General features: G+C 71.7%; 10 protein-coding genes (1 of these 10 cut by a window edge). 5 read left to right on the top strand and 5 right to left on the bottom strand.

The genetic code is table 11. From position 1 onward, the window contains the following. Positions 1-169 precede the first annotated feature (169 nt). Positions 170-2,398 (bottom strand): MMPL family transporter, encoded by a 2,229-nt coding sequence (locus ACLQ28_RS14965; protein WP_425686869.1) that lies wholly within the window; start codon positions 2,396-2,398, stop codon positions 170-172. Between the two features lie 596 nt (positions 2,399-2,994). Here ACLQ28_RS14965 and ACLQ28_RS14960 point away from each other — a divergent pair. Next, the gene (locus ACLQ28_RS14960; protein WP_425686868.1) at positions 2,995-3,165 is read left to right on the top strand and encodes a hypothetical protein; all 171 of its coding nucleotides are present in this window, start codon (positions 2,995-2,997) and stop codon (positions 3,163-3,165) included. A 278-nt stretch (positions 3,166-3,443) separates the two neighbouring features. On the opposite strand, the gene ACLQ28_RS14955 is transcribed toward ACLQ28_RS14960, so the two are convergent. Beyond that, on the bottom strand, positions 3,444-4,811 hold the full coding sequence (locus tag ACLQ28_RS14955) for a class II 3-deoxy-7-phosphoheptulonate synthase (protein ID WP_425686983.1): 1,368 nt from the start codon (positions 4,809-4,811) through the stop codon (positions 3,444-3,446). A gap of 468 nt (positions 4,812-5,279) precedes the next feature. Between ACLQ28_RS14955 and ACLQ28_RS14950 the strand changes: the two genes are divergently transcribed. The 3 genes from ACLQ28_RS14950 (at position 5,280) to ACLQ28_RS14940 (ending at position 6,685) form a co-directional block, all read left to right on the top strand. Further along, positions 5,280-5,549: a hypothetical protein gene (locus tag ACLQ28_RS14950; protein ID WP_425686867.1), complete on the top strand. Its 270-nt coding sequence runs from the start codon at positions 5,280-5,282 to the stop codon at positions 5,547-5,549. Between the two features lie 268 nt (positions 5,550-5,817). Next, complete coding sequence (locus ACLQ28_RS14945) at positions 5,818-6,180, top strand: hypothetical protein (RefSeq protein ID WP_425686866.1); 363 nt, start codon at positions 5,818-5,820, stop codon at positions 6,178-6,180. A gap of 139 nt (positions 6,181-6,319) precedes the next feature. Continuing rightward, positions 6,320-6,685 carry a hypothetical protein gene (locus ACLQ28_RS14940; RefSeq protein ID WP_425686865.1) on the top strand — a complete coding sequence of 122 codons (366 nt, stop codon included), beginning with the start codon at positions 6,320-6,322 and terminating at the stop codon, positions 6,683-6,685. A gap of 65 nt (positions 6,686-6,750) precedes the next feature. On the opposite strand, the gene ACLQ28_RS14935 is transcribed toward ACLQ28_RS14940, so the two are convergent. Next, the gene (locus tag ACLQ28_RS14935; RefSeq protein ID WP_425686864.1) at positions 6,751-8,130 is read right to left on the bottom strand and encodes a phenylacetate--CoA ligase family protein; all 1,380 of its coding nucleotides are present in this window, start codon (positions 8,128-8,130) and stop codon (positions 6,751-6,753) included. A gap of 61 nt (positions 8,131-8,191) precedes the next feature. On the opposite strand from ACLQ28_RS14935, the gene ACLQ28_RS14930 reads away from it, so the two are divergent. Then, positions 8,192-8,980 (top strand): thioesterase II family protein, encoded by a 789-nt coding sequence (locus tag ACLQ28_RS14930; RefSeq protein ID WP_425686982.1) that lies wholly within the window; start codon positions 8,192-8,194, stop codon positions 8,978-8,980. Here the strand turns inward: ACLQ28_RS14930 and ACLQ28_RS14925 are convergent. Continuing rightward, positions 8,949-12,638, bottom strand: a complete 3,690-nt coding sequence (locus ACLQ28_RS14925) for a beta-ketoacyl synthase N-terminal-like domain-containing protein (protein WP_425686863.1) — start codon at positions 12,636-12,638, stop codon at positions 8,949-8,951. The genes ACLQ28_RS14930 and ACLQ28_RS14925 overlap by 32 nt on opposite strands. Further along, positions 12,628-23,497: the 3' portion of an SDR family NAD(P)-dependent oxidoreductase gene (locus tag ACLQ28_RS14920; protein ID WP_425686862.1), read on the bottom strand. Its footprint extends 590 nt past the window's final position; only the last 10,870 of its 11,460 coding nucleotides appear in the window; its start codon lies beyond the right edge, outside the window — the gene reads right to left on this strand; its stop codon occupies positions 12,628-12,630. Before ACLQ28_RS14920 ends, ACLQ28_RS14925 begins: the two co-directional genes overlap by 11 nt.

Here is a 23,497-nt window from a genome sequence, read left to right as displayed (position 1 = left end):
CCCGGGGGGGGGGGGGGGCGGGCCCCCGGGGCCCGCCCCCCCCCGGGGTATCCCCGTGGGGGGGGGGCGCCCGGGGGCGCCCCCACCACCTTTCTTTGTGCCGTTCCACCGGCCCGACGCGAAACGGGACGCCGACATCGACGCCCCGTTTCGCTCACCGGCTCCGGTATCAGGTGACGGGTTGGACCTCACGCGGGATGTCCGGGTCGGCGTCCACCTCGTCGGCCGGACGGAACGGCTCCACCCGCACCGGTGGCGCCTCGTCGCGGCGCATGAACTTCGGCGCCCACCAGGTGCGCTCGCCCAGGACGGCCATGGCCGCCGGCAGCACCACACCACGGATGATGCTGGCGTCGATGAGGATGGCGAACGCCAGGCCGACACCGAGCTGCTTCATATCGATCATGCTGAGCGTGCCGAAGACCGAGAACACACCCACCATCACCACGGCCGCACTGGTCACCACGCCGGCCGACGATGTGATCCCCTCCACGACTGCCTGCCGGTGTGGCACGCCGCGCAGGTACTTCTCCCGGATCCGGCTGACGACGAAGACGTGGTAGTCCATCGACAGGCCAAAGAGGATCACGAACAGGAAGATCGGTAGCCAGGCCACGATCGCGTCGATGGACGTGAAGTTCAGGATCCCCTCCGCCCACTCGCCCTGGAAGATCAGCACGAGCAGACCGAAGGACGCACCGACCGAGAGCAGGTTGAGCCCGATCGACAGCAGGGCCAGGTTGACCGACCGGAACGTCAGCATCATGATCGCGAGGGAGAGCACGAGGACGAAACCGACCACCAGCGGCAGCTTGCGCTTCAGTTGATCGCTGTAGTCGACCGTACCGGCCACGAATCCGCCGACGGCGTAGTCGACGCCCGACACCTTGCCGACGGTCGCCGGCACCAGGTCCTCACGCAGCCGGTCGAGCGCCTGCTGCGCCTCGGACGAACGGGACGAGTGGTCGGTGGCGACGGTCGTGATCGTCGTCCGGCCGTCCGGGGAGACCCGGGGCGGCGTCGCGCCGTCCTGGACGAACAGCGGGTCCGCCGCGACCCTCGTGCCCAACTCCTGCAAAGCCGTCTGCACCTCGGTCGACTGGGCCGACTTGGCACGCACCACCACCTCGAAGGAGGTGCCGGTGCTCGGGTAGGCCGCCGTCATCCGGTCCAGGGAGTTCATCGCCTCGACGCTGCGCGGCAGGTCCTCCAGGCCGGGCAGCTTGAGCTTCATGCCCAACGCGGGCACGGCGAGCAGCAGCAGCAGGAGGACGGAGACGCCGAGCGCCACCGCGGGCGCCTTCAGCACCGGGCGCAGCACGGCCGGCCAGAATCGCGGCTCACCGCCGCGCAGCGAGGTGAGCTTCCACAGGAACGGGATGCGACCGCGGTCGACCCAGCGGCCGAACTTCGAGAGCAGCGCCGGCAGCACGGTCAGCGAGCCGAGCACGGCCACCGCGATCACCAGGATCGCGCCGGTGGCGAACGAGGAGAACGTCGCGTCGGAGGCGAGGTACAGGCCCGCCATGGCGATGGCGACGGCCGCACCGGAGACCACGACCGCGTGACCCGAGGTGGCCGCGGCGATCTCGATGGCCGACTTGTGGTCGATGCCCTTCGCCCGCTCCTCTCGCTCGCGGCGTAGATAGAACAGCGAGTAGTCGACACCAACCGCCATTCCGATCAGCAGGATGATCGTGGAGACCGAGTCCGTCGACGGGATCAGGTGCGAGGCCAGGCTGTTGAGACCCATCGCGGCGCCGACCGCGGAGATCGCCAGGATCAGCGGTACGCCGGCGGCGATGAGCGCGCCGAACGCGAAGATGAGGATGATCAGAGTAAGCGGGATGCTGATCAGCTCGGCACGCTGGAAGTCCTTGATGAGCGTCTCGTTGAGTGCCTTGGACAGCGTGGCGTTGCCGACCATCTCGACGCGCAGAGCCGGGAACTCCTTCTGGACCGCGTCGGTCTGGGCGAGCAGCGGGTCGATGCGTTCGGTCGCGGTCTCCGGGTCACCCTTCATCGTGACCGACACCAGCAGCGCGCTGTTGTCAGGCGCGGGCACCGGCTGGTCGACCTTGGCCACCTCGGCCTGACCCTGCATCACCTGGATGACCTTCGCCGCGGCAGCGTTCGCCGCGGCCTGGTCGAGCGTGCCCGCGCGAGCGGTGATCAGGACGTTCTCCACGCCCGGGTCCTCGAAACCGGCCTCGTCCACGATCACGGCGGCCCGCCCGGAGTCACCGGCCCCGGTGTCCGCCACTCCGGCTGTCTTCAGCCCGGTGGCCGAGCCGCCGATGAGGGCGACGAGCACGAATGCGACCCACAACAGAATCGCGAGCCACGGGTGGGCGGTGCTCCACCGCGCGACCCGTACGGTCACAGGTTGTTTGGCCACGTTGATCTCCTCGAACTCTGGGCGCGACGGCCGACGACGACCGGAATCGATCGCCTTGCAAACGGTTTGCACAGACGGCACTCGGCACCTGAAATTAGCAGAAGAAAGCGTTTCATCAATCTGCGTATTGAAGTTTTAGAAGTGGCTGCGGATCATCCGGCGAACGAACCGCGAGGATCTTTCTACGGTTGCTTTGGCCAAAGCCGGCCGACCTCTACCGCTGCGCGGCGGTATGCCCTCACGCCCTGCCCAGAGGGCACGGCGTGGCCGTCCGAGCGGGCACCCGCACGCCCGTGATCCGCCCCCATGGCGACGGATGGGCAGCGGTCACAGCGAACACGTGTCGAACAACACAGTCGTCGCACATCCGGGTTTCCGGGTCCGCGCCACATGATGATCGCCGACGGTCCGACGACGCCAGAATGTGGCGGATCACATAGCGGACCGGCGCGATCTGGCATTGCGTAAACGTCGGACCGAAGGCCGGAAGCGGACCCTCTTGTCATGGGCCCGACAATCAGACCCGGCCAGCAAGTCAAGCACGGTTAACAAGCTGCTATTCACGGGCCCGTTCCACCAGGGCGAAAGCTATCCTGTTGAAACCGGCCGGAGCTTCGATCGGGAAGGAGTACAGCAACGAGAACATCACCGATCCGTACGACAGCCCGTCCTTTCCAAAGGTGGGCGGCTTCCGCGAGCTGACCGGCTACAGCATCACAACGATCAGCGCGCCGCTCTTCCCTCGCTGCTTCATCCGAAGGGAATGAGCAAGCCCAGGCCTCGATGGTCCTTCCTGCTTCGTTGTGCTGTCCGACAACGAGGCCCTGGCCGGCGCGGCCTGACATTCATCACCGGTAGGGCCGGATATCCGGACCCTGCGCGCCACATGACCGAGCGCCCGTGGATCATCGACCGATGGTCCACGGGCGAGCTCGTCGCCGCCACGGACGGGTTCGCGCGAGGGACTGTGAGCGGCCGGTCGAACGCACGAGTGCGGTCCCGCCCGCCTCCTGACCCGAGCAACCGGCGCACCCGCTCAGCGAGGTCACCGAGTCGGCCGGGGCCGGCCCCGCAGCATCTCCGCGACGAGGAGAGCGAGCTCGAGGCTCTGCCGGGTGTTCAGTCGCGGGTCGCAGGCGGTCTCGTAGCGGCCGGGCAGGTCAAGGTCGGCGATGCCCTGCGCGCCACCCAGACACTCGGTGACGTCCTCGCCGGTCAGCTCGACGTGGATCCCACCCGGATGGGTGCCCAGACCACGGTGCACCTCGAAGAATCCCAGCACCTCGTCCACGATCCGGTCGAAGTGGCGGGTCTTGTAGCCGTTGGACGACTCGTGGGTGTTGCCGTGCATCGGATCGCACTGCCACACCACCTTCGCCCCGGACGCGTGGACCTTCTCCACGATCGACGGCAACACGTCCCGCAGCCTGCCGTTTCCCATCCGGCTGATCAACGTCAACCGACCGGGCACGTTGTCGGGGTTGAGCTTCTCGCACAGCTCGATCGCGGAGTCGGGTGACGTGCCAGGGCCGAGCTTGACGCCGATCGGGTTGGCGATGCGGGAGATGAAATCGATGTGCGCGTGGTCCAGTTGCCGCGTGCGCTCACCCACCCACAGGAAGTGCCCGGACAAGCCGTAGGCGCGACCGTCGCAGACCCGGGTGAGCGCCCGGTCGTACTCCAGGGCGAGAGCTTCGTGGGAGCAGTACAGGCTGACGGTGCGCAGGGCCTCACTGTCGGTCATGCCGCAGGCGCGGACGAAGTCCAGGGCCCGGTCGATCTCGCGGGCGATGGCCTCGTAGCGTTCCCCCGCCGGGGACACCCGCACGAAATCCCTGTTCCAGTCGTGCAGGCCGTGCAGGTCGGCCAGGCCTCCGGCGAGGTAGGCGCGCAGCATGTTCATCGCGGCGGCGGAGTTCGCGTACGCGCGGATCATCCGCTGCGGATCCGCCACCCGCGCCGTCTCGTCCGCGTCCGACGAGTTGATCATGTCACCGCGGTACGCCGGCAGGCCGAAGGAGTCCGTCGGCGCCGACCGTGGCTTGGTGTACTGGCCCGCCACCCGCGCGACCTTGACCACCGGCATGGATGCGCCGTAGGTCAGCACGACGGCCATCTGCAGCAACGTGCGGACGTTGCCGAGCAGGTGGCTCTCGGTGTTGTCGGCGAAGGTCTCCGCGCAGTCACCGCCCTGCAACAGGAACGCCCGGCCCTCGCACACCTCGGCCAGTCGCATCCGCAACTGGTCCACCTCGTACGGGGCGACGATCGTCGGAGCGTCATCAAGCACCTGGCACACCGAGGTCACCTCTGCGGTGTCCGCCCATGGCGGCATCTGCGCCCGCGGTAGATCCCGCCACCGGTCGAGACCGAGGGCGGTGTCCTCGGCGGAGCCGGTGGACGGACGGGACATCCGCTGGCCGGGGGCCTCCGCGCCCGGACGGCCGAGCCAGTGCCGATCTTCACGCACGCTGGGAAGGTCGGGGCCGGCGGGAACGTCTATCGCCATGATTCACCCTTTGCTCACGGTCCACTGTCATACCGGCTGTCGGCGCCTCCCGCCGGCACGACGCCGCGGGCGGTGGGGCTCGGGGCGCGGCGGGCGTGGCGGTGCCCTGGGATCTTCCGGCAGTACGTGCGCCTCACGCCACGACGCATCCGGAAATTCGATCGTGGACGAGGGCACCAGCCAAGCAACAAGATACTCGATCTCCCATAGATCGCTTCCTTTGAATGTTGCGAGGGTCGGCAGACCGAATTCGCCGTCACGCACGGGCTCGCCGCCAAGGCGATCCCGCACCCGGTAGCTGCCGTCCCCGAACGGGGGCCGGTCCACCTCCCTCGAATTCGGCAAACCCCCTGGAAGATGGAGGGAAGCACAATGAAGATCCGTCGCATCGCCGCGCTCGTGACCTCGACCGCGCTCTGTTCGGGCGCCCTGCTGCTGGGCGCGTCCTCCCCGGCGGCGGCCGCCGTACCGTCGGTCACCACTCCGGACGGCAAGGTCGTCTCCTACTCCTTAGGCGTTGGCCTGCACCAGGGCGAACTCAAGCCAGCTTCGGCCGTCGACTCGGTGTGGCTGGAGCGACCGGGCTCCACCCAGCAGCTTCGGGCGTCTCTCGCGCCTGCGCGAAGACGGGAACGGCCGTGACCTGCACCGGAGACGGCGCCTGAGCACACCACCCCCGGCCCGGCACGGCGACGCGGGCATTAGCCGCAAGCCCACACTTAATGCAAAGAGTATTTGATTCACTCTGGAGAGTGAGATTCCGGTCCGGGAGAGTCAACCCGACCGCACTCGCCGGTTCTGCCGGAAGTGGCGTTCTCCAACACTCCTCGAACTTTCGGCGTGTTCCGAGGACGGCCCGCGCCATTCACGGGCGGATCGGCCGGCGAGACGCCAAGCGAAAGGGAACACCATGAAGAAGCGGCTCGCCGCGGCGGTGGCGACCACACTCGGCGCTGGCGCCCTACTCCTCGGCGCGGCCGCTCCGGCCTCTGCCGCTACCCCGAGCGCCACCACTCCGGACGGCAAGACGGTCACCATCCGCGAGTTCGTCTCGGGCATGTTTGCCCTCGTTCAGCCCGTGTCGGCTGGCGACTCGGCGTGGACGGAGCGAAGGAACTTTACCGAGCAGCTGGGCAAGGTCACCGCCACCAGCGATGGCACAAGGCTCGAGTCGACGATGGTCGGTTCGGCCTTCTACGCGCACCGCGCCTGTGCGCAGACGGCGGGCGGGGTGACCTGCACCGGGTACTACAGCCCGTTTGGCCGCCAGTAACGCCGACAGCGCAGGCCCATATACGCCAGCCGCACCGGCTGGTCACGCCCGCTGACCGACCGAGCACAGCAGGGCGGTCATCAGGGCGTCACATCGCCGAGCCCCCCGCCGGCGAGGAACAACGGAGGAGAGGAACACCATGAGGAAGCGTTCTGCCGCACTCCTGGCGACCGCGATCGGCGCCAGCGCAATGTTCATGGGCGCCGCACCCGCAGCCGCGGCGGTCGACCCCCACCCGAAGGCCACCACCCCCGACGGCAAGCTCGTCCAGGTGCTGGACATCGTTTACGACTACCGCGCTTACCTGTCGCCGGCGCAGACCGGCGACAAGGTGTGGTTGGAGTCGTACGGCGGCGCGGCGGGCCCCAACTCCACGACGAAGACGGCCACCTCGGACGTCGACCTCCTGATCTCGGGGGGAGTTGCCTGGGGGGTCTATGCCAAGCTGCGCGCCTGCGCCCAGACGTCCGCGGGTGTGACCTGCACCGCCTGGAACAAGGCCTGATTTCGGCAACCCCCTGAGGGGCTGATGCGGCCGGAACATCCCGGCCGCACCGGCCCCTCGCCTCGTCAGCGGGACACTGCGGAGAACACCGTGCGGAACTTGCCGCCCGCGGTGCGCTGTGGGGGCTCCACGTCGCGCTCGACCCGCACGTCGGTGAGGCCGTGGCTGTCGAGCAGACCTCGCAGCGCTCGCTGAACCTGCGCCCAGACCTGGTCGGCATCAACGTCGTCCTGAATGATCAGCCGCACCGCGAGGCGCCGTGGGTCGGTCTGCACGATCTGGAACATGCGAACCCCCGCGGTGCTGTCGACGAGGGTGCCGAGCGCGAGGGGTGGCAGATCGACCGTCCGGCCGTCCGGGGCGGGAAAGGAGATCACCTCGGACGTGCGGCCCTGCACCCGAACCGCCGGCAGCGGATTGCCGCACGGGCACGGGTCCGGCCCCATCGTGACGCTGTCGCCGAGGTCGTAGCGGATGATCGGTTGCACCCGGTTGGCCAGGTTGGTGAGCAGCACCGTGTGCGACGGCTGCCCGGCCGGCACCTGGCGGAACTCCTCGTCGACCGGCTCCAGGATCGCCCAGTCGGCGTTGACGTGCAGCCAGTCGTGCTCGCAGCCGTGCGCCAGCCCCATGAACTCCGAGCAGGCGTACTGGTCGCGGACCTTGGCCGAGAAGGTCTCCCGGATGCGGGCGCGTTCCTCCGGCGGCAGGCTCTCCGCCGAGGTGATCACCAGGACCGGGCGGAGGCCGAGCCGGCCGGCGCGCTGCTCGCGGGCCAGCAGCGAGATGGCGCTGGCGTACCCGTTGAGGATGGTCGGGTTGAAGGCGCCGACGCCGCGCACCAGCTCGTCCAGTGGGGTGTGCACGGAGAAGATGCGAATGCTGCGCTTGCGGATCGGGCGTTCCCGGATCAGGCGCTGGGCGGTGGAGTAGCCGGCGAAGTGCCCGCCGACCGCCCAGATCGCGGCCACCTTGTTGCCCCGCCGCAGCATCGACAGGTAGTCGCGCCCGGCGAGCCAGGAGCCGCTGGCCCGCGCCACGGTGATCCCCGACAGCACGGCGTACGTCCGGTCGTCCTGGACGAAGACGCCACGGTGGCCGCTGGTGCCCGACGTGGTGACCACCTGGTAGCGGTCCCGGTAGAGGGTGCCGATCCGGTCGGTGTCGGCGACGAAGGCGCGCACCTCGTCCAGCGACACGGCGCGGTCGGTGACCCAGTCGTCGTACCGGCTCATCAGTTCGGCCTTGGTGGTGACCGGCAGCGACGTCACGTCCTCGATGCGCTCGGGCAGGTCGCGATACAGCTCCCGGTAGTACGGCGAGTCCGCCCGGGCCCGCGCCAGCAGGTCGGCGAGGCGGGTGCGCTGTCGTTCGGCGACGAGTTCCGGTCCGCCGCGGCGGACCCGGCGGAGATCCCAGACGACGGACATCAGGCTCTCGGCCATGATCGCTCCTCACTTCGGTTCATGCACGGTGGTGGATGCTACGCTGCGGCGGGTGACCCCGATGCGGCCAAGCCGATGGTTCCTGCGTCTGAACCCCCAGCCGGACCCGTTGTTCCGGCTGGTCATGTTTCCCAACGCCGGTGCCGGGGCGGGGGTGTTCCGGTCGTGGTCGACGGTGTTCGATCCGCGGGCCGAGGTGTGCGTCATGCGACCGCCGGGGCGCGACAACCGCAGCGACGAGCCGCTCTGCTCCGACCTTGAGGATCTCGCAGCCGGCGCGCTGGACGAGCTGGCGCCACTCGGGCCGGCGCCCCTCGCACTGTTCGGCCACAGCATGGGCGGCCTGGTGGCGTACGTGGCCGCCGTCGAGTGGCGGCGGCGCACCGGTGCCCCTCCCGTCTGGCTCGGTGTCGCGGCCCGGCGGGCACCGCAGTTCCGGCGCCGCCCGGACGCGTTGCTGGAGCTGCCCGACTTCGAGCTCGCCATGGTCCTCAACGGCCGGTACGGCGGCATCCCCGCCGAGGTGGCCGCCGACGCGGACCTGCTGGCGCACTACGCACGGATCCTGCGCGCGGACATCGCGGCGATGGACGGCTACACGCACCGACCGGGCGACCCACTGGACTGCCCGGTCGAGGTGTTCGGCGGGCGGCGCGACCCGGACGCGACCGAGCCGGAGCTGACCGGTTGGCAGGAGGTGACCACCCGACCGCTGCGGCGACACATGTTCGACGGCGGCCATTTCTTCCTGCACGATCACCGCGAGGCCGTCGCGGCCGCCACCGCCCGTGGGGTCCTGGCGGCGCTGGGCGTGGACCTCACCGGCCCAGCTCCCGCGCGATGGTCGTGACCACCTGATCCTCGGCCTGGTCGCCGTGCAGGAAGAAGTGGTCGCCGGGCACCACCTCGAGAGTGAACGGGCCGGTGGTCAGCTTGCCCCAGGCCCGCATCTCCTCCTCGGTGACGAAGGTGTCCCGGTCGCCGTGGAAGGCTGTCACCGGGATGGTCAGCGGCGGCTCGTCCGGGTCGTGCCGGTAGGTGTGCACGAGCCGGAAGTCGGCCAACCCCACCGGTTTCACTGCGGCGCGCACCTCCGCGTCGACGTCGATGCCGAACTCCTTGCGGATGAACGCCTCGTACCGCTGGTGGTCCTCCGGGGACGCGCCGGCCAACTCCTCCAACGCCGGCACGTCGTCGAAGCCGAACACCTTGAAGGTGTCCATCACCCGGCGGTACACCGGGTTCGGCTGCTCGGTGGGGGCGGTGTACGCGCCGACGAACAGGTGGCTGACCCGGCCGGTCCCGCTCAGGCGCCGGGCGACCCGGTACGCGACGAGCGCGCCGACGCTGTGCCCGTACAGGGCGACGGGCCGGTCGAGCCGGGTGGTGAGCACCTGTTCGAGGGCGTCGACGGCCTCGGTGAGGTCGGCGATGGGGCGTTCGGAGATCCGCTGTTCCTTGCCGGGGAACTGGATGGGGCAGACGTCGATGTGCTCGGGCAGCCGTTTCGCCCAGCGGGCGTAGAGCGATGCGCCCTTGACGCCGTACGGCACGCAGAACAGCCGGACGTCCGCGCCGGCCCGGTCGCTGCCGTGGGCGAGCCACGACTCGGGGCTCAGGTCGTAGTCCCGGCCGTACGCGGCACCGGGCTCGCCGCCGTCGCCGGTGCCGGTCAGCAGGGCGGCCAGCTCCCGGATCGACGGGCCCTGGAGCAGGTACTCGACCGGGATGTCGTGACCCAGGTCGGCCGTGATGCGGCGGCGCAGTTCGAGCACGGCGAGGGAGTCCATGCCGTACTCGGCCAGCGGCCGGTCCACTGCGGGGGTCTCCCCGGCGAGCAGGCCGCGGACGGCGGCGGTCAGGTAGCCGACGACGTCCTCGCCGGCGGTGCCGGTGTGCGTGTGGGTGGCCGCCTGCCGCACCAGCTCCACACGTCGCTGGTTGTCGATACGGGTGATCTGCACACCGGTGGCCCGCGCCACGAGTTCGCCGGAGTCGGCGAAGACGAGGATGTCGCCGCGCAGGCCCTCCCGTACGACGGCGTGGGCCCACAGCGGCCCGGTGGCCGGCCGGTCCACCACGAGCAGTTCGGCGACGCGACGGGTGATGAACGCGTCGCCGCCCAGCTCCGCGTGTCCGGCGGCGGCGAAGAGTTGCACGGCGGCGTCCAGCACGCCGGGGTGCACGGCCAACCCGCAGGCGTTCTCGTCCGCTGCGGCGGGCCGGAACCGGGCCAGCGCCTCGCCGTCACCCACGCTGATCCGGTCGACCCAGGTCACCGCGGGGCCCATCGTGAATCCCCGTGAGCGCAGGTCGGCGTGGAAGTCGTCGGCGGACATCGGGCGTGGGCAGCGTTGCGCCAGGCCGGCACGGTCGGCCGGTGTGGTCAGCATGCGGGTGGTGGTTGGCTCCGGGAAGAGCGTCGCCCGCAGGTGTGTGCTCCACTCGCCGTCGCCGGCCGGCCGGCTGTGCACGGCGCACGACCGTTCCGCACCGTCGGCGGCGGGCTCCACGACCACCTGCACGTCCCGCTCGGACTCGTCGGGAAAGTGCAGGGCCTCGACGAACTCCAGGCCACGCAGCAGGTAGCTGCGGGAGCCGGAGAGGTCACGCACCGCGGCGGCGACCATCGCGTGGTAGTAGCCGATGTGCAGCACGCCGTTGTTGTCCCGCAGCTCCGGCAGCGTGCCCGGGCCGACCCGCGCCTCGTACTGTGCGATGGGCAGCGGCGACGACACCCGGCGGCCGGGCAGCGGTGACACCGCCGACGGCGTCGCTGCGGACGGCGTTGTCGGCCAGCCGTGCCGGACCCGCTGGAACTGTCGCACCGGGAGCGGTACGGCACGTCCCGGCGCGTTCTGCGGGTCGCCGTCCGCCTGGTACGGCGCTCCGGCCGCCACGCCGCGCAGCCACACCACGAGGTCGTCGTGGTTCGACACGACCGCGGTGGCGCGGTGCGGAAAGACCGTCCGCCGGGCGGCGAGGGTGTGGCACACGTCGGCGAGCGCGAGGCCGGACCGGCCCTCCAGGTGCGCGGCCAGCTCCGCGGCGTGCCGCCGCAACAAAGCCGGTGTACGCGCGGACACGACCGCGGTGTACGGGCCCCCGCCATGCCTCGGCGCCGACGGCGGCGGCGCCTCGGCGAGCACGACGTGGGCGTTGGTGCCGCTGAAGCCGAAGGAACTGACACCGGCCACCCGGCGGTCGCCGGTGGTGTCCCAGGGCGTCAGCGCCGCCGGGAACCGCGCCGGGATCTTCTCCGGTGACAGGCGCGGGTTGATCCGGTTGAAGTGCAGGTTGGGCGGTATCTCGCCGTGCTGGAGCACCAGCACGGTCTTGATCAGACCGGCGATGCCGGCCGCCGCCTCCAGGTGCCCGATCGCCGGCTTCACCGCGCCGATCCACAGGGGTCGGTCGGGCGTACGGCCGGGGCCGAGCGCCTCGGTGAGCGCGTGCATCTCGATCGGATCGCCGAGCGCGGTGCCGGTGCCGTGCGCCTCCAGGTACCCGACCTCGTCCGGCGCCACCCCGGCCTGCCGTACCGCCTGCTGCACCACCGTACGCTGCGCCGAGCCGTTGGGCACGGTGAGCCCGCTGCTGCGCCCGTCCTGGTTGACCGCGCTGCCGTGGATGACGGCCAGCACCGGGTCGCCGTCGCGCTGCGCGTCGGCCAGCCGCCGCAGGACGACCATCCCGCAGCCCTCGCCGCGAACGTAGCCGTCGGCCGCCGCGTCGAACGTCTTGCACCGGCCGTCGCGGGCCAGCGCGCGCATCTTGCTCAGCACGATGAAGTTGCCCGGCGACATGAGGGCGTTGACCCCACCGGCGAGGGCGCTGTCGCACTCGCCCCGGCGCAGGCTCTCGACCGCCAGGTGCACCGCCACCAGCGACGACGAGCACGCCGTGTCCACCGCGAGGGCGGGGCCGCGCAGGCTCAGCGCGTGCGCGATGCGGCCGGCGGCGATGCTGACCGTGGCCCCGGTGGCCGTGTACGGCCCGATCCCGGCGGCCGGGCGCGGCAGCATGGCGTACTCGGACCCGGAGATCCCGACGAACACCCCGGTGCGGTCGCCGCCCGGGCCGCCGGCGACAATCCCGGCCGACTCCAGCGCCGCCCAGCTCACCTCCAGCAGCAGGCGTTGCTGCGGGTCCATCTCGGCGGCCTCGCCGGCCGGGACGCCGAACAGCTCGGCATCGAACTCCAGGATGTCCTCCCGGAGGAAGCCGCCCCGGTCGGTGTAGGTGGCGCCGGGTGCGTCCGGATCCGGGTCGACGTAGCTGCCGCCGCCCCACCGGCCGGCCGGCACCGGCACGACCGCGTCGCGTCCGTCGGCCAGCAGCCGCCAGAACGCCTCCGGGCTGTCCGCGCCGCCGGGGAAGCGGCAGCCCATCCCGGTGACCGCGATCGGCCCGGCGGCCCGGTCGTCCGATGATCCGCGTCGGTCCAGCTCGCGGCGCAGCTCCCGGATCGCGTGCAGCGAGCGCCGCAGCAGCAGGTCATGAGACATCGATGGGATCCCCTCCGGTCAGCTCGCCCAGCAACCGCTCCAGTTCGTCGGCCACGGCGGTCAGCGGCATCGCCGCGATGTCGGCCGCCACCTCGTCGTCGGCCTCGTCGGCCGGCAGCACGGGCAGCAGCCGCTCGAACTTGCTCCGTTCGGCCTGCAACACGCCGACCTCGGTGTGCCCGGCGGCCAGCACCGCGTCGAAGGCGGCGAGGCCGGCGGCGGTGTCGAGTTGGGCGAGGCCGAGGCGGCGGCGGACGAGCCGTGCGGTCTCCTCGTCCACACCCATGCCGCCGGCCCGCCAGAACGGCCAGACCACCGCCACCGAGCGTCCGCGTCGCTGGCCGGCCCGGCGCTCCTGCTCCCGGGCACCGGCGAAGGCGTTGAGGAACCGGTTGGCGATCGCGTAGTCGGCCTGCCCCGCGTTGCCCGCGAGCGCGGCCAGCGACGAGAACACCACGAAGAAGTCCAGGTCGTCGGCGGCGGTGGCCCGGTCGAGGTGCAGCGCACCGGACACCTTCGGGCCGAGCACCTCGCGGACCTCCTCGTCGGTCTTGTTGACCAGCAGGCTGTCGCGCAGCGCACCGGCGGCGTGCAGGACGCCGTCGAGGCGGCCGAAGCGGCGGCGTACCTCGGCCACAACCCGCTCGACGTCACCGGCATCGGTCACGTCGCCTTGCAGGTGACACACGCGGTCGCCCAGGTCGGCCAGCTCGGCGCGGCGAGCTGCGTCGAGCGGAGAACGCGACATCAGCACGACCGTGGCCCGGTACGTGGTGCAGAGATGCCGGGCGAAGATCAGGCCCAGACCGCCCCCGCCGCCGCTGATCAGATAGACACCGTCGCGGCGTACTGGGGGCACGGCCGTCGGCGCGGGGGCCAACTCGCGCAGCCGCCGGATCCAGCGCCGACCGCCGGAATACCGCGCCTCCCGCTCGTCGTGGTCGGTGACTGTGAATTCCGCGCCGCAGCGGGCGAGCAGCTCACCGGGCAATCCCACCGGCATGCCGACCGAGGCGCACCGCAGACGCGGACTCTCGTGCCCGATGCTGCGGGCCAGGCCACCTGTGGACTCGGCAGCCGGGTCGGGCCGGTCCGGGTCGTACGGGTAGACGTGCAGCAGCCGCAGTTCGGCGTCCGGCGCCGCGCGCAGCACCGCGCGGACGAAGGTCAGGACCGCCAGCGGGCCGTCGCGCAGCCCGGTCTCCGGCTCCGCGGCACGGGACCAGAGGTGGACCACACGGGTGGGCAGTCCGGCCGCCGACCCGCGCAGCTCGGTCACCAGCTGCTCGTGGTCGGCGGCGGAGTCGGGACGTACCTCGTACCGGTCGTCGCCCAAGCGGGCGAAGCCGGCGCCGGGGAGGACCAGCACCGACCCGGCCGGCGCGGCGGCGTGAACCGTGGCGTCGACGTCGAACAGCAACAGCCGGTCGGCGACGGTGACGTCGGGCAGGTGCTCACCCGGCTCCCACCCGACGCGGTAGCGCACCGTCTCGACGCCCTCCTCCACCACGGGCGGGTCGTCCGGCAGCACGGTGGCGAGGTACGCGGCCAGTTCGGTAACCGTGGGGTGGTCGAACAGGACGCTCGGGTAGAGCTCGACGCCCAACTCCTCCTCCAGCCGGTTGGTCAGCCGGGTGGCCAGCACCGAGTCCATGCCCAGGTCGAAGAAGCCGGTTCGCACGTCGGGCGGGGCACCGGGGTCGAACCCGAGCAGCGCGCCCACCATGTCTTGCAGGCGATCCTCCAGCCGGCCGGCGACGGGCGCGGGATCCGGTGCCGACGGCTGTCGGTCCACGATCCAGTACCGCTCACGGGCGAACCGGTAGGTGGGCAACGGAATCGGGCGTGCGGGGCGCTGCTCCCGGTGCACCTCGGCACCTGCCACCCACGCCTCCGCCTCGGACGCCCCGACGCCGGGTGCGTCGCGGCCCACCTGACCACGGGCAAGGCCGGGAACGCCGCCACCGGTGCTCAGCGCGTCCAGCATCCGCGCGGCGCTGTCGAGGTCCGCTGCCACGAACGCGGCCCGGTGGGCCAGCTCCTCGCGGCCGGTCCGCAGCGTGTACGCGACGTCGGACAGCCGGGGCGTGGCCGTGCGAAGGTGCGCGGCGAGCACGCCGGCGTACTCGCGCAGGCTCGCCTCGGTCCGCGCGGACAGGCACACCAGTTCCGGCCGTGGTTCGTCGGCGGGCCGTTCCGGAGGCAGCGGTGGCTCCTCGACGACGAGGTGCACGTTGACGCCGCCCACCCCGAACGAGCTGATCCCGGCGCGGCGGGGCACCGGGCTCCCGTCCACCACCGGACGCTCCCACGGTGCCCGTGCGTGTTGCAGGACGAACGGCGTCGCGGAGAAGTCGATCTCGGGGTTGACCCGGTCCGAGTGTGTCGGCGCGGGAGCCAGGGTGCCGTGCCGCATCTGGAGGATCACCTTGGTCAGCGCGGCGATACCGGCGGCTGCCTCGGCGTGGCCGATGACGGACTTGGCCGAGCCGATCGCGCAGTACCCGGTGCGGCCGGCCCCGAACGCCTCGGTCAGCCCCTGCACCTCGATCGGGTCACCGAGGCTGGTGCCGGTGCCGTGCGCCTCGACATAGCTGATCGTGTCGGCGGGGACCCCGGCCCGGTTCAGGGCGGACCGGACGAGGGCAGCCTGCGCCTTCGGGTTCGGCACGCTGAAGCCGAACGTACGCCCGTCGTGGTTGACCGCCGAGCCGAGGATCACGGCGTCGACCCGGTCACCGTCGGCCAGCGCCGCCGACAGTGGCTTGAGTAGCACCGCGCCCACCCCCTCGGCCGGCACGTAGCCGTCGCCGCCAGCACCGAACGAGTGGCAGCGGCCGTCGCCGGCGGTGAACCCTCCCTCGGTCAGCGTCACGTACTTGCTGGGATGCAGCGACAGGTTGACCCCGCCGGCGATCGCGGCCGCGCACTCGCCGCGGCGGATGCTCTCCACCGCCAGGTGCACCGCGTACAGCGAGGAGGAGCAGGCGGTGTCCAGGACCATGCTGGGGCCGCCGAGGTCGAACAGGTACGACACCCGGTTGGCGATGCCGAACGACTGCGAGTTGACAGGCGTCCACTCCTGGCCCGACTCGGCCGCGTACAACTGGTAGTTGTTGTAGGTCGCCCCCGCGAACACCCCGATCGGCGCTCCCGTGCCGGCGCCTCCCCCACGCCGGCTGCGCGGGTAGCCGGCGTCCTCGAAGCACTCCCACACCGCCTGGATGAACAGCCGTTCCTGCGGGTCCAGGTAGCGGGCCTCCAGCGGCGAGATCGCGAACAGTTGCGGGTCGAACGCGTCCACGTCGTCCAGGAAGCCGCCCCACCGGCAGTACGGCTTGCCGTCGGCCAGAGCGGCGAAGCGACGGTGGTCCCAGCGGTCGGCGGGGATCTCGGTGACGCAGTCCCGGCCGCCGGCCAGGTTGTCCCAGTAGGTGTCCAGGTCGGGTGAGCCGGGGTAGCGGCCACTGACCCCGATGACCGCGATCGGCTCCGCCGTGGCAGCGCGTGCGATGGCCGACACCGGGGCGTCCTGCTCGGAGAGGTGCCGGGCCAGGCCACGCAGGTTCCGCTCGGCGAACATCACAGTGGCGGACAGCTGCGGGAACCGTTCCCGGAGCCGGACGGTGAGTTCGCGGGCCAGCAGCGAGTCGAGACCGTACTCGTCGAAGCCGGTGTCGAGGTCGATCTCCTCCGGCCGCCAGCCGAGGGCGGCGGCGAAGACCTGCACCAGGTACGCCGCGGTGTCCTCGACGGGCTCCACCTCCTGCACGGCGGGCTCGGACCGGGCGTCGACCCAGCAGCGGCGGCGCTCGAACGGGTAGGTGGGCAACGACATCCGGATCGGCGGGGACGGATGCAGCTGACGCCAGTCGATTCCCGCGCCGGCCACCCACATGTCGGCCAACTTCGGCAGACGGCCGGCGGTGGCGAGGTCCCGGAGGAACCGCTCCCCCTCGGGGCCGTCCAGCATCGAGGCGAGCACCCGCCCGGTGTGCTGGGCGCCGCCGACGCGTACGCCGTCGGCGTCCTCGCCGGCAAGGAACGCGGTGAGCTTTCCGCGCAGGTCGGACACGTTCGAGGCGATCACGGCGAGGCGGTCGGTCATCGCCTCACGGCCCACCTGAAGCGTGTAGGCGAGCCGACCCAGGTCCACGTTGACCGGGACGGGCGGCGGCGCGGCGTGCTCGGTGCTGCCGCCGAGCACCCGGTTCGCGAGGTCGGTGATGCTGCTGTCGGCCGGGGTCAGCGTCGTGCCGTAGCGCTGGTTGAGCCGCCCGGTCAGGCGCGCGAGGGTGACCAGGTCGACGCCGTACTCGGACAGGTTCTCGTCGGGGCCCAGGTCGTCGGCGGACACGCCGGTCACCTCGGCGGCGAGCGCGCGGACCTCGTCGAGGACCGGCGTCGCGGGCAGCACGTCGTGCCCGCTGACCGGCTCGCCACCGATGAAGGCGAGCAGCCGCTCGGCCTGCTCGGTGAGGCGGTCGGGGTTCTTGGCGGACAGGGTGATGACCTGCGGGGTGGTGGTCGCGACGGTGGCCGGTGGGGGCTGGTGTTCCTCCACCACGAGGTGGGCGTTGACACCGCCGTAACCGAAGCCGGAGATACCCGCCCGACGCGGCCCCCCACCCGTGACCCACTCCCGGGTGCGGTCCAGGACGCTGAACGGGGTGCCGTCCAACCGGATGTACGGGTTCAGGGTGTTCAGGTGCAGATTGCCCGGCAGGACCCCATGACGCATCCCGAGCAGGACCTTGGTCAACCCGGCCATCCCCGCCGCGGTCTCCAAATGCCCCACGTTGCTCTTCACCGACCCCAGAGCACAGTGCGCGCTCGCCGGCGCGGCATGCCCCCACTGCTCATACAACGTCGCGAACGCCTGAGTCAGCGCCGTTGTCTCGATCGGATCACCCAACGCCGTGCCCGTGCCGTGCGTCTCCAGAAAAGTGCACGTCGCCGGATCCAGACCAGCCTGCCGCCACGCCTTCACGATCAACCGGGCCTGCGCCGTCGTGTTCGGAGCCGTCAACGACGCCGCACGACCACCATGATTGATCGCACTACCCCGAATCACCGCATACACGTGATCACCATCAGCGACCGCCCGGGACAACGGCTTGAGCAACACCGCCCCACAACCCTCACCCCGCACATAACCATCCGCCGCGGCGTCGAACACCTTGCACCGACCATCGGACGCCAACATGCCGGCGCGGCCGAAGGACAGGGTGGTCAGCGGGCTCAGGATCACGTTGACGCCGCCGGCGATGGCAGCGCTGCACTCACCCCGCTGGATGCTGCTCACCGCACGGTGCACCGCCACCAACGACGCCGAACAGGCCGTGTCCACCGGCTCGCTCGGTCCGTGCAGGTCCAACAGGAACGACACCCGGTTCGCGAGCATGGCGTGCGCCATCCCGGTCGAGCTGTGTGCCTGGATGTCCCCGGCCGCGCTCCTGAGCAGGTCGGCGTAGTCCATGCCGCTGACGCCGACGAACAGGCCGGTGTCGGTGCCGGCCAGGTCGGAGGCCCGGTAACCAGCATCTTCGATGGTCCGCCAGACGGTCTCCAGGAACACCCGCTGCTGCGGGTCCATCACGTTGGCCTCGGCCGCCGAGATGCCGAAGAAGCGCGGGTCGAAGCGGTCCACGTCGGATAGGAAGGACCCCCAGCGCAGGCCGCCGCCGGCCGGGTCCGCCTCCCAGCGCCGCCAGTCCCACCGGTTCGTCGGGACCTCGCCGACCAGGTCCCGGCCGGCGGTCAGGTCCGCGAAGAAGCCCTCCGCGTCGCCCGAGCCGGGGAACGCCCCGGCCAGGCCCACGATCGCGACAGCGTCCGCGTCGACGGGCGCGGGTGCCGCCACCGGCACCGACGGTAGGTGCTCGGCCACCGTCACGCGCGGGGTCGTCTTCGCCGGGACCACCACGTGGGCGGCCTCGGGCACGCGACCGGCCTCGGGCACGCGACCGGCGTCCGGCATCGCGCCGTGGCCGTAGTGGGCGGCAAGCCGCTCGGTCTCGCTCGCCACGATCATCTCGGCGAGCGCCGCCAACGTCGGGTGCTCGAAGAACACCGACGGCAGCAGGTTCAGACCGAGCTTGTCGTTCAGGGCGGTGGCCAGCTCGGTGAAGGACACCGAGTCGAAGCCGAAGTCGCTGAGGTCCGCCTCGATCTCCAGGTCGCCGGCCCGCATACCGAGCACCGCGGCGGCGGCACGGGCCACGTCCCGGCGCACCGAGGCGAGCACCTCGGCCGCGACGTCTCCGGCGACGGCCGGTGCCACCTCCGGCGCCGGGCCGTCGTTCAGCCAGCGGCTCAGCCGGTCGGGGTCGCCGCACAGCTCGATCACATGTGGTTCGTCGCCGGTCAGCGCACGACGCAGAATGTCCAGGCCGGTCGCCGTGGGCAGCGGGACCAGGCCCGTGGCCCGTTCCATGGCCCGCTGGGCGCTCTCGTCGATCCGCATGCCGCCGTCCGCCCAGTACGGCCACACCACCGACACGCTGCGCCCGGCCCGCCGCCGCAGGAACTCGTCGAGGAACCGGTTCGCGTACGCGTAGTCGCACTGACCAGGGTTGCCCACCAGTCCCGCCACCGACGAGAAACCGACGAAGACCTTCAAGTCGTCGGCGGCGGTGGCCTCGTCCAGCCACACCGCACCGGACACCTTCGGGGCAACCACCGACCGGAAGTCGGCCCCGGACTTGTCCCGCACCCACCCGTCCCGAATCACCCCGGCGGCGTGCACGACACCGTCCACCCGGCCGAAGCGCTCCCGTACCTCGGCCACCGCGGCGAACACGTCGGAACGCACCGACACGTCAGCTCGCACGAACGTCACCGCCTTGCCGAGACCCGCCAGCCACCGCGACGCCGACGCGTCCGGGGCCGAGCGGCCCAGCACCCCCACCCGCGCGCCGAACTGCCCGACCAGGAACTCCACCGCGAGCCGGCCCAGGGCGCCGAGCCCTCCCGACACCACGTACACGTCACCCGGCACGATCGACCCCGTGCCGGTCAGCGCGGGGGCCCGCCGGTAGCTCACGACCTCCCGTACGACGCCGTCCGCGCGCACCTCGACGGCCGCGTCGTCGCCGCTGATCTCCGACCACAACGCCGAGGCGAGCGGCTGCCCACGCAGGTCCCCCACGTCCACGACCCGCAGGCGCAACCAACCGCACTCCATGCCGACCGACCTGGCGAAACCGCAGAGGGCCGCCCCGGCGGCCGTTCCCTGATGCGCCACCACGATGCGTACCGGCGCGTCCACAGTCGTCCGCGCCACGGCCTTCACCAGCGCGAGTACGGCCTGGGCCCGCTGCTCGTCGGCGGAGTCACCGTCGGCGCCGGTCACCTCCCACGCGTACACGATGGTGTCTGGTGTGCCCCGGGCGGTGAGCCGTTCCCAGAGCCGTGCCATGTCGCCGGGGTCGTCGCCGACCCGGAACTCACCGCCGGGCAGCTCGGCGAAGGCCGCGCCGGTCGCCACCCGCGTGATGCCTGTCGCGTCCCAGCCGGGCAGATCCGCCGGGACGGCCTGGTCGGACACCACCACCACGTGCCCGACCGGGCGATGCCCCGTCGGCGGCGCGGTCGTCCACTCCTGCACGAAGCGAACGGTCGGCGGGACGGCCGTGCCCGGCACCGCCGGCGATATCGCACCGCTGGACGGCTTCAGGCTGCGCAGCGTCAAGCCGCGCACCACGACCAGCGGGCGACCGGCCTGGTCGACGACAGTGATGTCGAAGGCGGCAGTGCCGTCGTCCGGACCCCGACCGTCGGACCAGACGGCCACCGCGAAACAGTGCGCCGGCAGCGGGGCGAACACCTCGACTCGCCGGACCGCGAAGGGCACGTAGAGGGGCGCGTCGCCGCCCGGCGTGGTCTCGGGGAGCAGGCCGACGATGGACTGGAAGGCGGCGTCGAGCAGACCGGGATGCAGCACCCACCGGCCATCGACCGCGTCGGGCGGGAGGCGCAGCTCGGCGACCGCCTCGGTGGCGCCGCTGTGCAGACGCTCGACGGCCCGGTACCCGGGCCCGTACCACAGGCCCGCCTCCTCGAACGCGCGGTACGCGGACGCGCCGTCCCGCTGCCGGTCGCAGCGGGCGAGGACGGCGGCCACATCCACCGGCGCGGTGTCCGGCAGGTCGCCGAACAGCACCCGGCCCTGGCTGAACTTCGTGCCGTCGCCGTCGCCGACCACGAAGCCGGCGCTGTCCGGGCCGGCGGTGAGCTCCACAGTGATCCGCTGCCGCGCGCCGGCGGCCGGTCGGAGCCACACCACGTCGGCGAGCGCGGCGACCGGTCGGGACTCGGCACCCGCCGCGCGGGCGAATTCCAGCTGCGCGGCGCCGGGCAGCACGGGTACGCCCTGCACGACGTGGTCGGCCAACACCGCGTCGTCCGGGCCTAGCCGGACGGTGAAGGGCTGGGTGCCGGACGGCGGGGTGTGCGTGTACCCGTCCGGGATCCAGTAGTGGTCCGGGCTGAACGGGTAGGCGGGCAACTCGGCCAACTGTGGGTGGGCAGCGGGCCACGCCGCCGTCCAGTCGGCGTCGGCCCCGGCCGTCCACGCCTGCGCCCACTGCTCCCACGTCTGCCGGTCGGCGCCCGGACGCGTCGCCACCCGCGTCGGTCTCGGTCCGGTCGGAACCCTGCCGGTCCAGTGCGGCTCGCCGAGGGCGTCGATGGCCTCGTCGAGGGTCTCGGCCCAGATCGCGGCCCGGTGCTCGAACGCCTCCCGGCCGGTCTGCAACGTCCAGGCCACATCGGCCAGGTGCGGCCGATTCTCGCGCAGCGCCTCCGCCAGCCGTCCGCAGTGCGCTGCCAGCCGTTCGGGGGTACGCGCCGACACCACCAGCAACTGCCCGCCGCCGGGTCGCTCCGGCGCGGTCGTCCGTGGGGCCTCCTCGACCACCACGTGCGTGTTGCTGCCCGACATACCGAACGAGCTGATGCCCGCGCGGCGTACCACCCCGTCGGTGGCCGGCCACGACACTGTCTCGTTGTTGATGACGAACGGCGAGCCGTCCAGGTCGAGGAACGGGTTCAGCTCGTTCCAGCCGGCCATCGCCGGGATCGCCTCGTGGCGCAGCGCCAGAATGGCCCGCATCACCCCGGCGATGCCGGCCGCCGCCTCCAGGTGCCCGAGGTTCGCCTTCACCGACCCGAGGACGCAACTACCCGGCCGGCCCTCGTCGCCGAACGCCGTCCGCAGCGCGCGCACCTCGATCGGGTCGCCCAACAACGTGCCGGTCCCGTGCGCCTCCAGAAGACCGAGTTCGCCGGGTGACACCCCGGCGTCCGCCCACGCCTGCCGCAACACCTGCGCCTGCAATTCGGGCCGGGGAGCGGTCGGGCTGTTCGAGCGACCCACGTGGTTTGTCGCCGAGCCTCGTACGACAGCCAGCACCCGGTCGCCGTCGGCCAACGCCTTCTCCAGGGGGCGCAACACCAGCACGGCGACGCCCTCACCCGGGACGTAGCCGTCCGCGCCCGCGTCGAACGGCCGGCAGCGCCCGGTCGGCGACAGCGCCTGCGCCTTCGCGGTGTACACGTAGTGCAGGGGGCTCAGCAGCAGGTTGGCCCCGGCGACCACTGCCGTGTCGCACTCACCCGAGCGCAGCGCCCGCACGGCCAGGTGCAACGCCGTCAGCGACGACGCGCACGCGTTGTCCACCGGGATGCTCGGACCCTGGAGGTCGAAGACGTAGGAGAGCCGTCCGGCCAGTGCCGACGGCACGGCGGTGACGGCCTGGTAGTCCTGGATCGGTACGCGGGCCCGGACGATCTCGTCCCAGTACTCGTGGAACGACACCCCGAGGTAGACGCCGGTGCGGGTGCCCCGGATCCGCGCCGCACACCCCGCATCCTCGAACGCCTCATACGCCACCTCCAACAACAACCGCACCTGCGGATCCAGCCACACCGCCTCCCGCGGCGACACACCAAAAAACTCCGCATCAAACCGATCAACACCCGACAGAAAACTCCCCCACCGCCCATACGACCGATCCGCCACCGACCGATCCCCGTCAAACCACAACCGCCAATCCCACCGCCCCGACGGCACCTCCCCCACCACATCCACACCCGACACCAAATTCCCCCACAACGCCGACACATCCGACGCCCCCGCAAACCGCCCCGCCATCCCCACCACAGCCACCGCACCCGACAACCCACCACCACCGGGCCGTACCGACGACTCCCCCACCCACACCGGGCCCGCCGCCAACGGCCCGGCCTCGACCGGCGCCGGCTCCACCGAAACCGCCACCGGCGCGTGAGCGGCCACCGCCGACGCGTGCTCGGCAACGAAATACGCCGCCAACTCCGCCAGACTCTGATGCTCGAAGAACAACGTCGGATACAACTCCAGCCCGAGATCGTCCTCGATCCGCCGGGTCAGGTCGATCAGCTCGCCGGACTGCACGCCCAGCTCCATGAAGTTCGCCGCGCGGTCCAGACTCGTCGACTCGACGCCGAGGTGGCCGGCGACCAGCCCGGCCAGGTACGCCTCGACGCGCCCGGAAGGGTCGTCGGCGGGCCGCTCCTGCCCGGCGGCGGAGAACAGGGTGCTGTCACGCACGTGCCGGAAGGTGAAGCCGTCGACGGCCAGCAGCGGCCGGCCCGACTCGTCGGCCAGCACCAGGTCCAGGGTGAGGGCGTGCGCGTCCGCCCGGCGTACCCGGGCCCGGCAGTAGCAGACCTCGGGCAGCGGCCCGGATCCGTGCACGGCGGCGATCGCGACCGGAACCCACATGCCCGGCTTGCCCGGCGGTATCAGGATCTCGTCGTCCACGGCGGTGGCGCCCGTCACGAACCCGCCGTCGAGCAGCACGGGGTGCACGGCG

This window comes from Micromonospora sp. DT201 (assembly GCF_049841575.1).
Classification (GTDB): domain Bacteria; phylum Actinomycetota; class Actinomycetes; order Mycobacteriales; family Micromonosporaceae; genus Micromonospora.
This window is presented reverse-complemented; position numbering and strand designations above follow the sequence as displayed.

What these genes read in the sequence shown, in the direction of transcription:
- ACLQ28_RS14955 (WP_425686983.1), bottom strand. Translation starts at nt 4,811, where the DNA reads ATGTCCCGTCCGTCCACCGGCTCCGCCGAGGACACCGCCCTCGGTCTC.
- ACLQ28_RS14950 (WP_425686867.1), top strand. Translation starts at nt 5,280, where the DNA reads ATGAAGATCCGTCGCATCGCCGCGCTCGTGACCTCGACCGCGCTCTGT.
- ACLQ28_RS14945 (WP_425686866.1), top strand. Translation starts at nt 5,818, where the DNA reads ATGAAGAAGCGGCTCGCCGCGGCGGTGGCGACCACACTCGGCGCTGGC.
- ACLQ28_RS14940 (WP_425686865.1), top strand. Translation starts at nt 6,320, where the DNA reads ATGAGGAAGCGTTCTGCCGCACTCCTGGCGACCGCGATCGGCGCCAGC.
- ACLQ28_RS14935 (WP_425686864.1), bottom strand. Translation starts at nt 8,130, where the DNA reads ATGGCCGAGAGCCTGATGTCCGTCGTCTGGGATCTCCGCCGGGTCCGC.
- ACLQ28_RS14930 (WP_425686982.1), top strand. Translation starts at nt 8,192, where the DNA reads ATGCGGCCAAGCCGATGGTTCCTGCGTCTGAACCCCCAGCCGGACCCG.
- ACLQ28_RS14925 (WP_425686863.1), bottom strand. Translation starts at nt 12,638, where the DNA reads ATGTCTCATGACCTGCTGCTGCGGCGCTCGCTGCACGCGATCCGGGAG.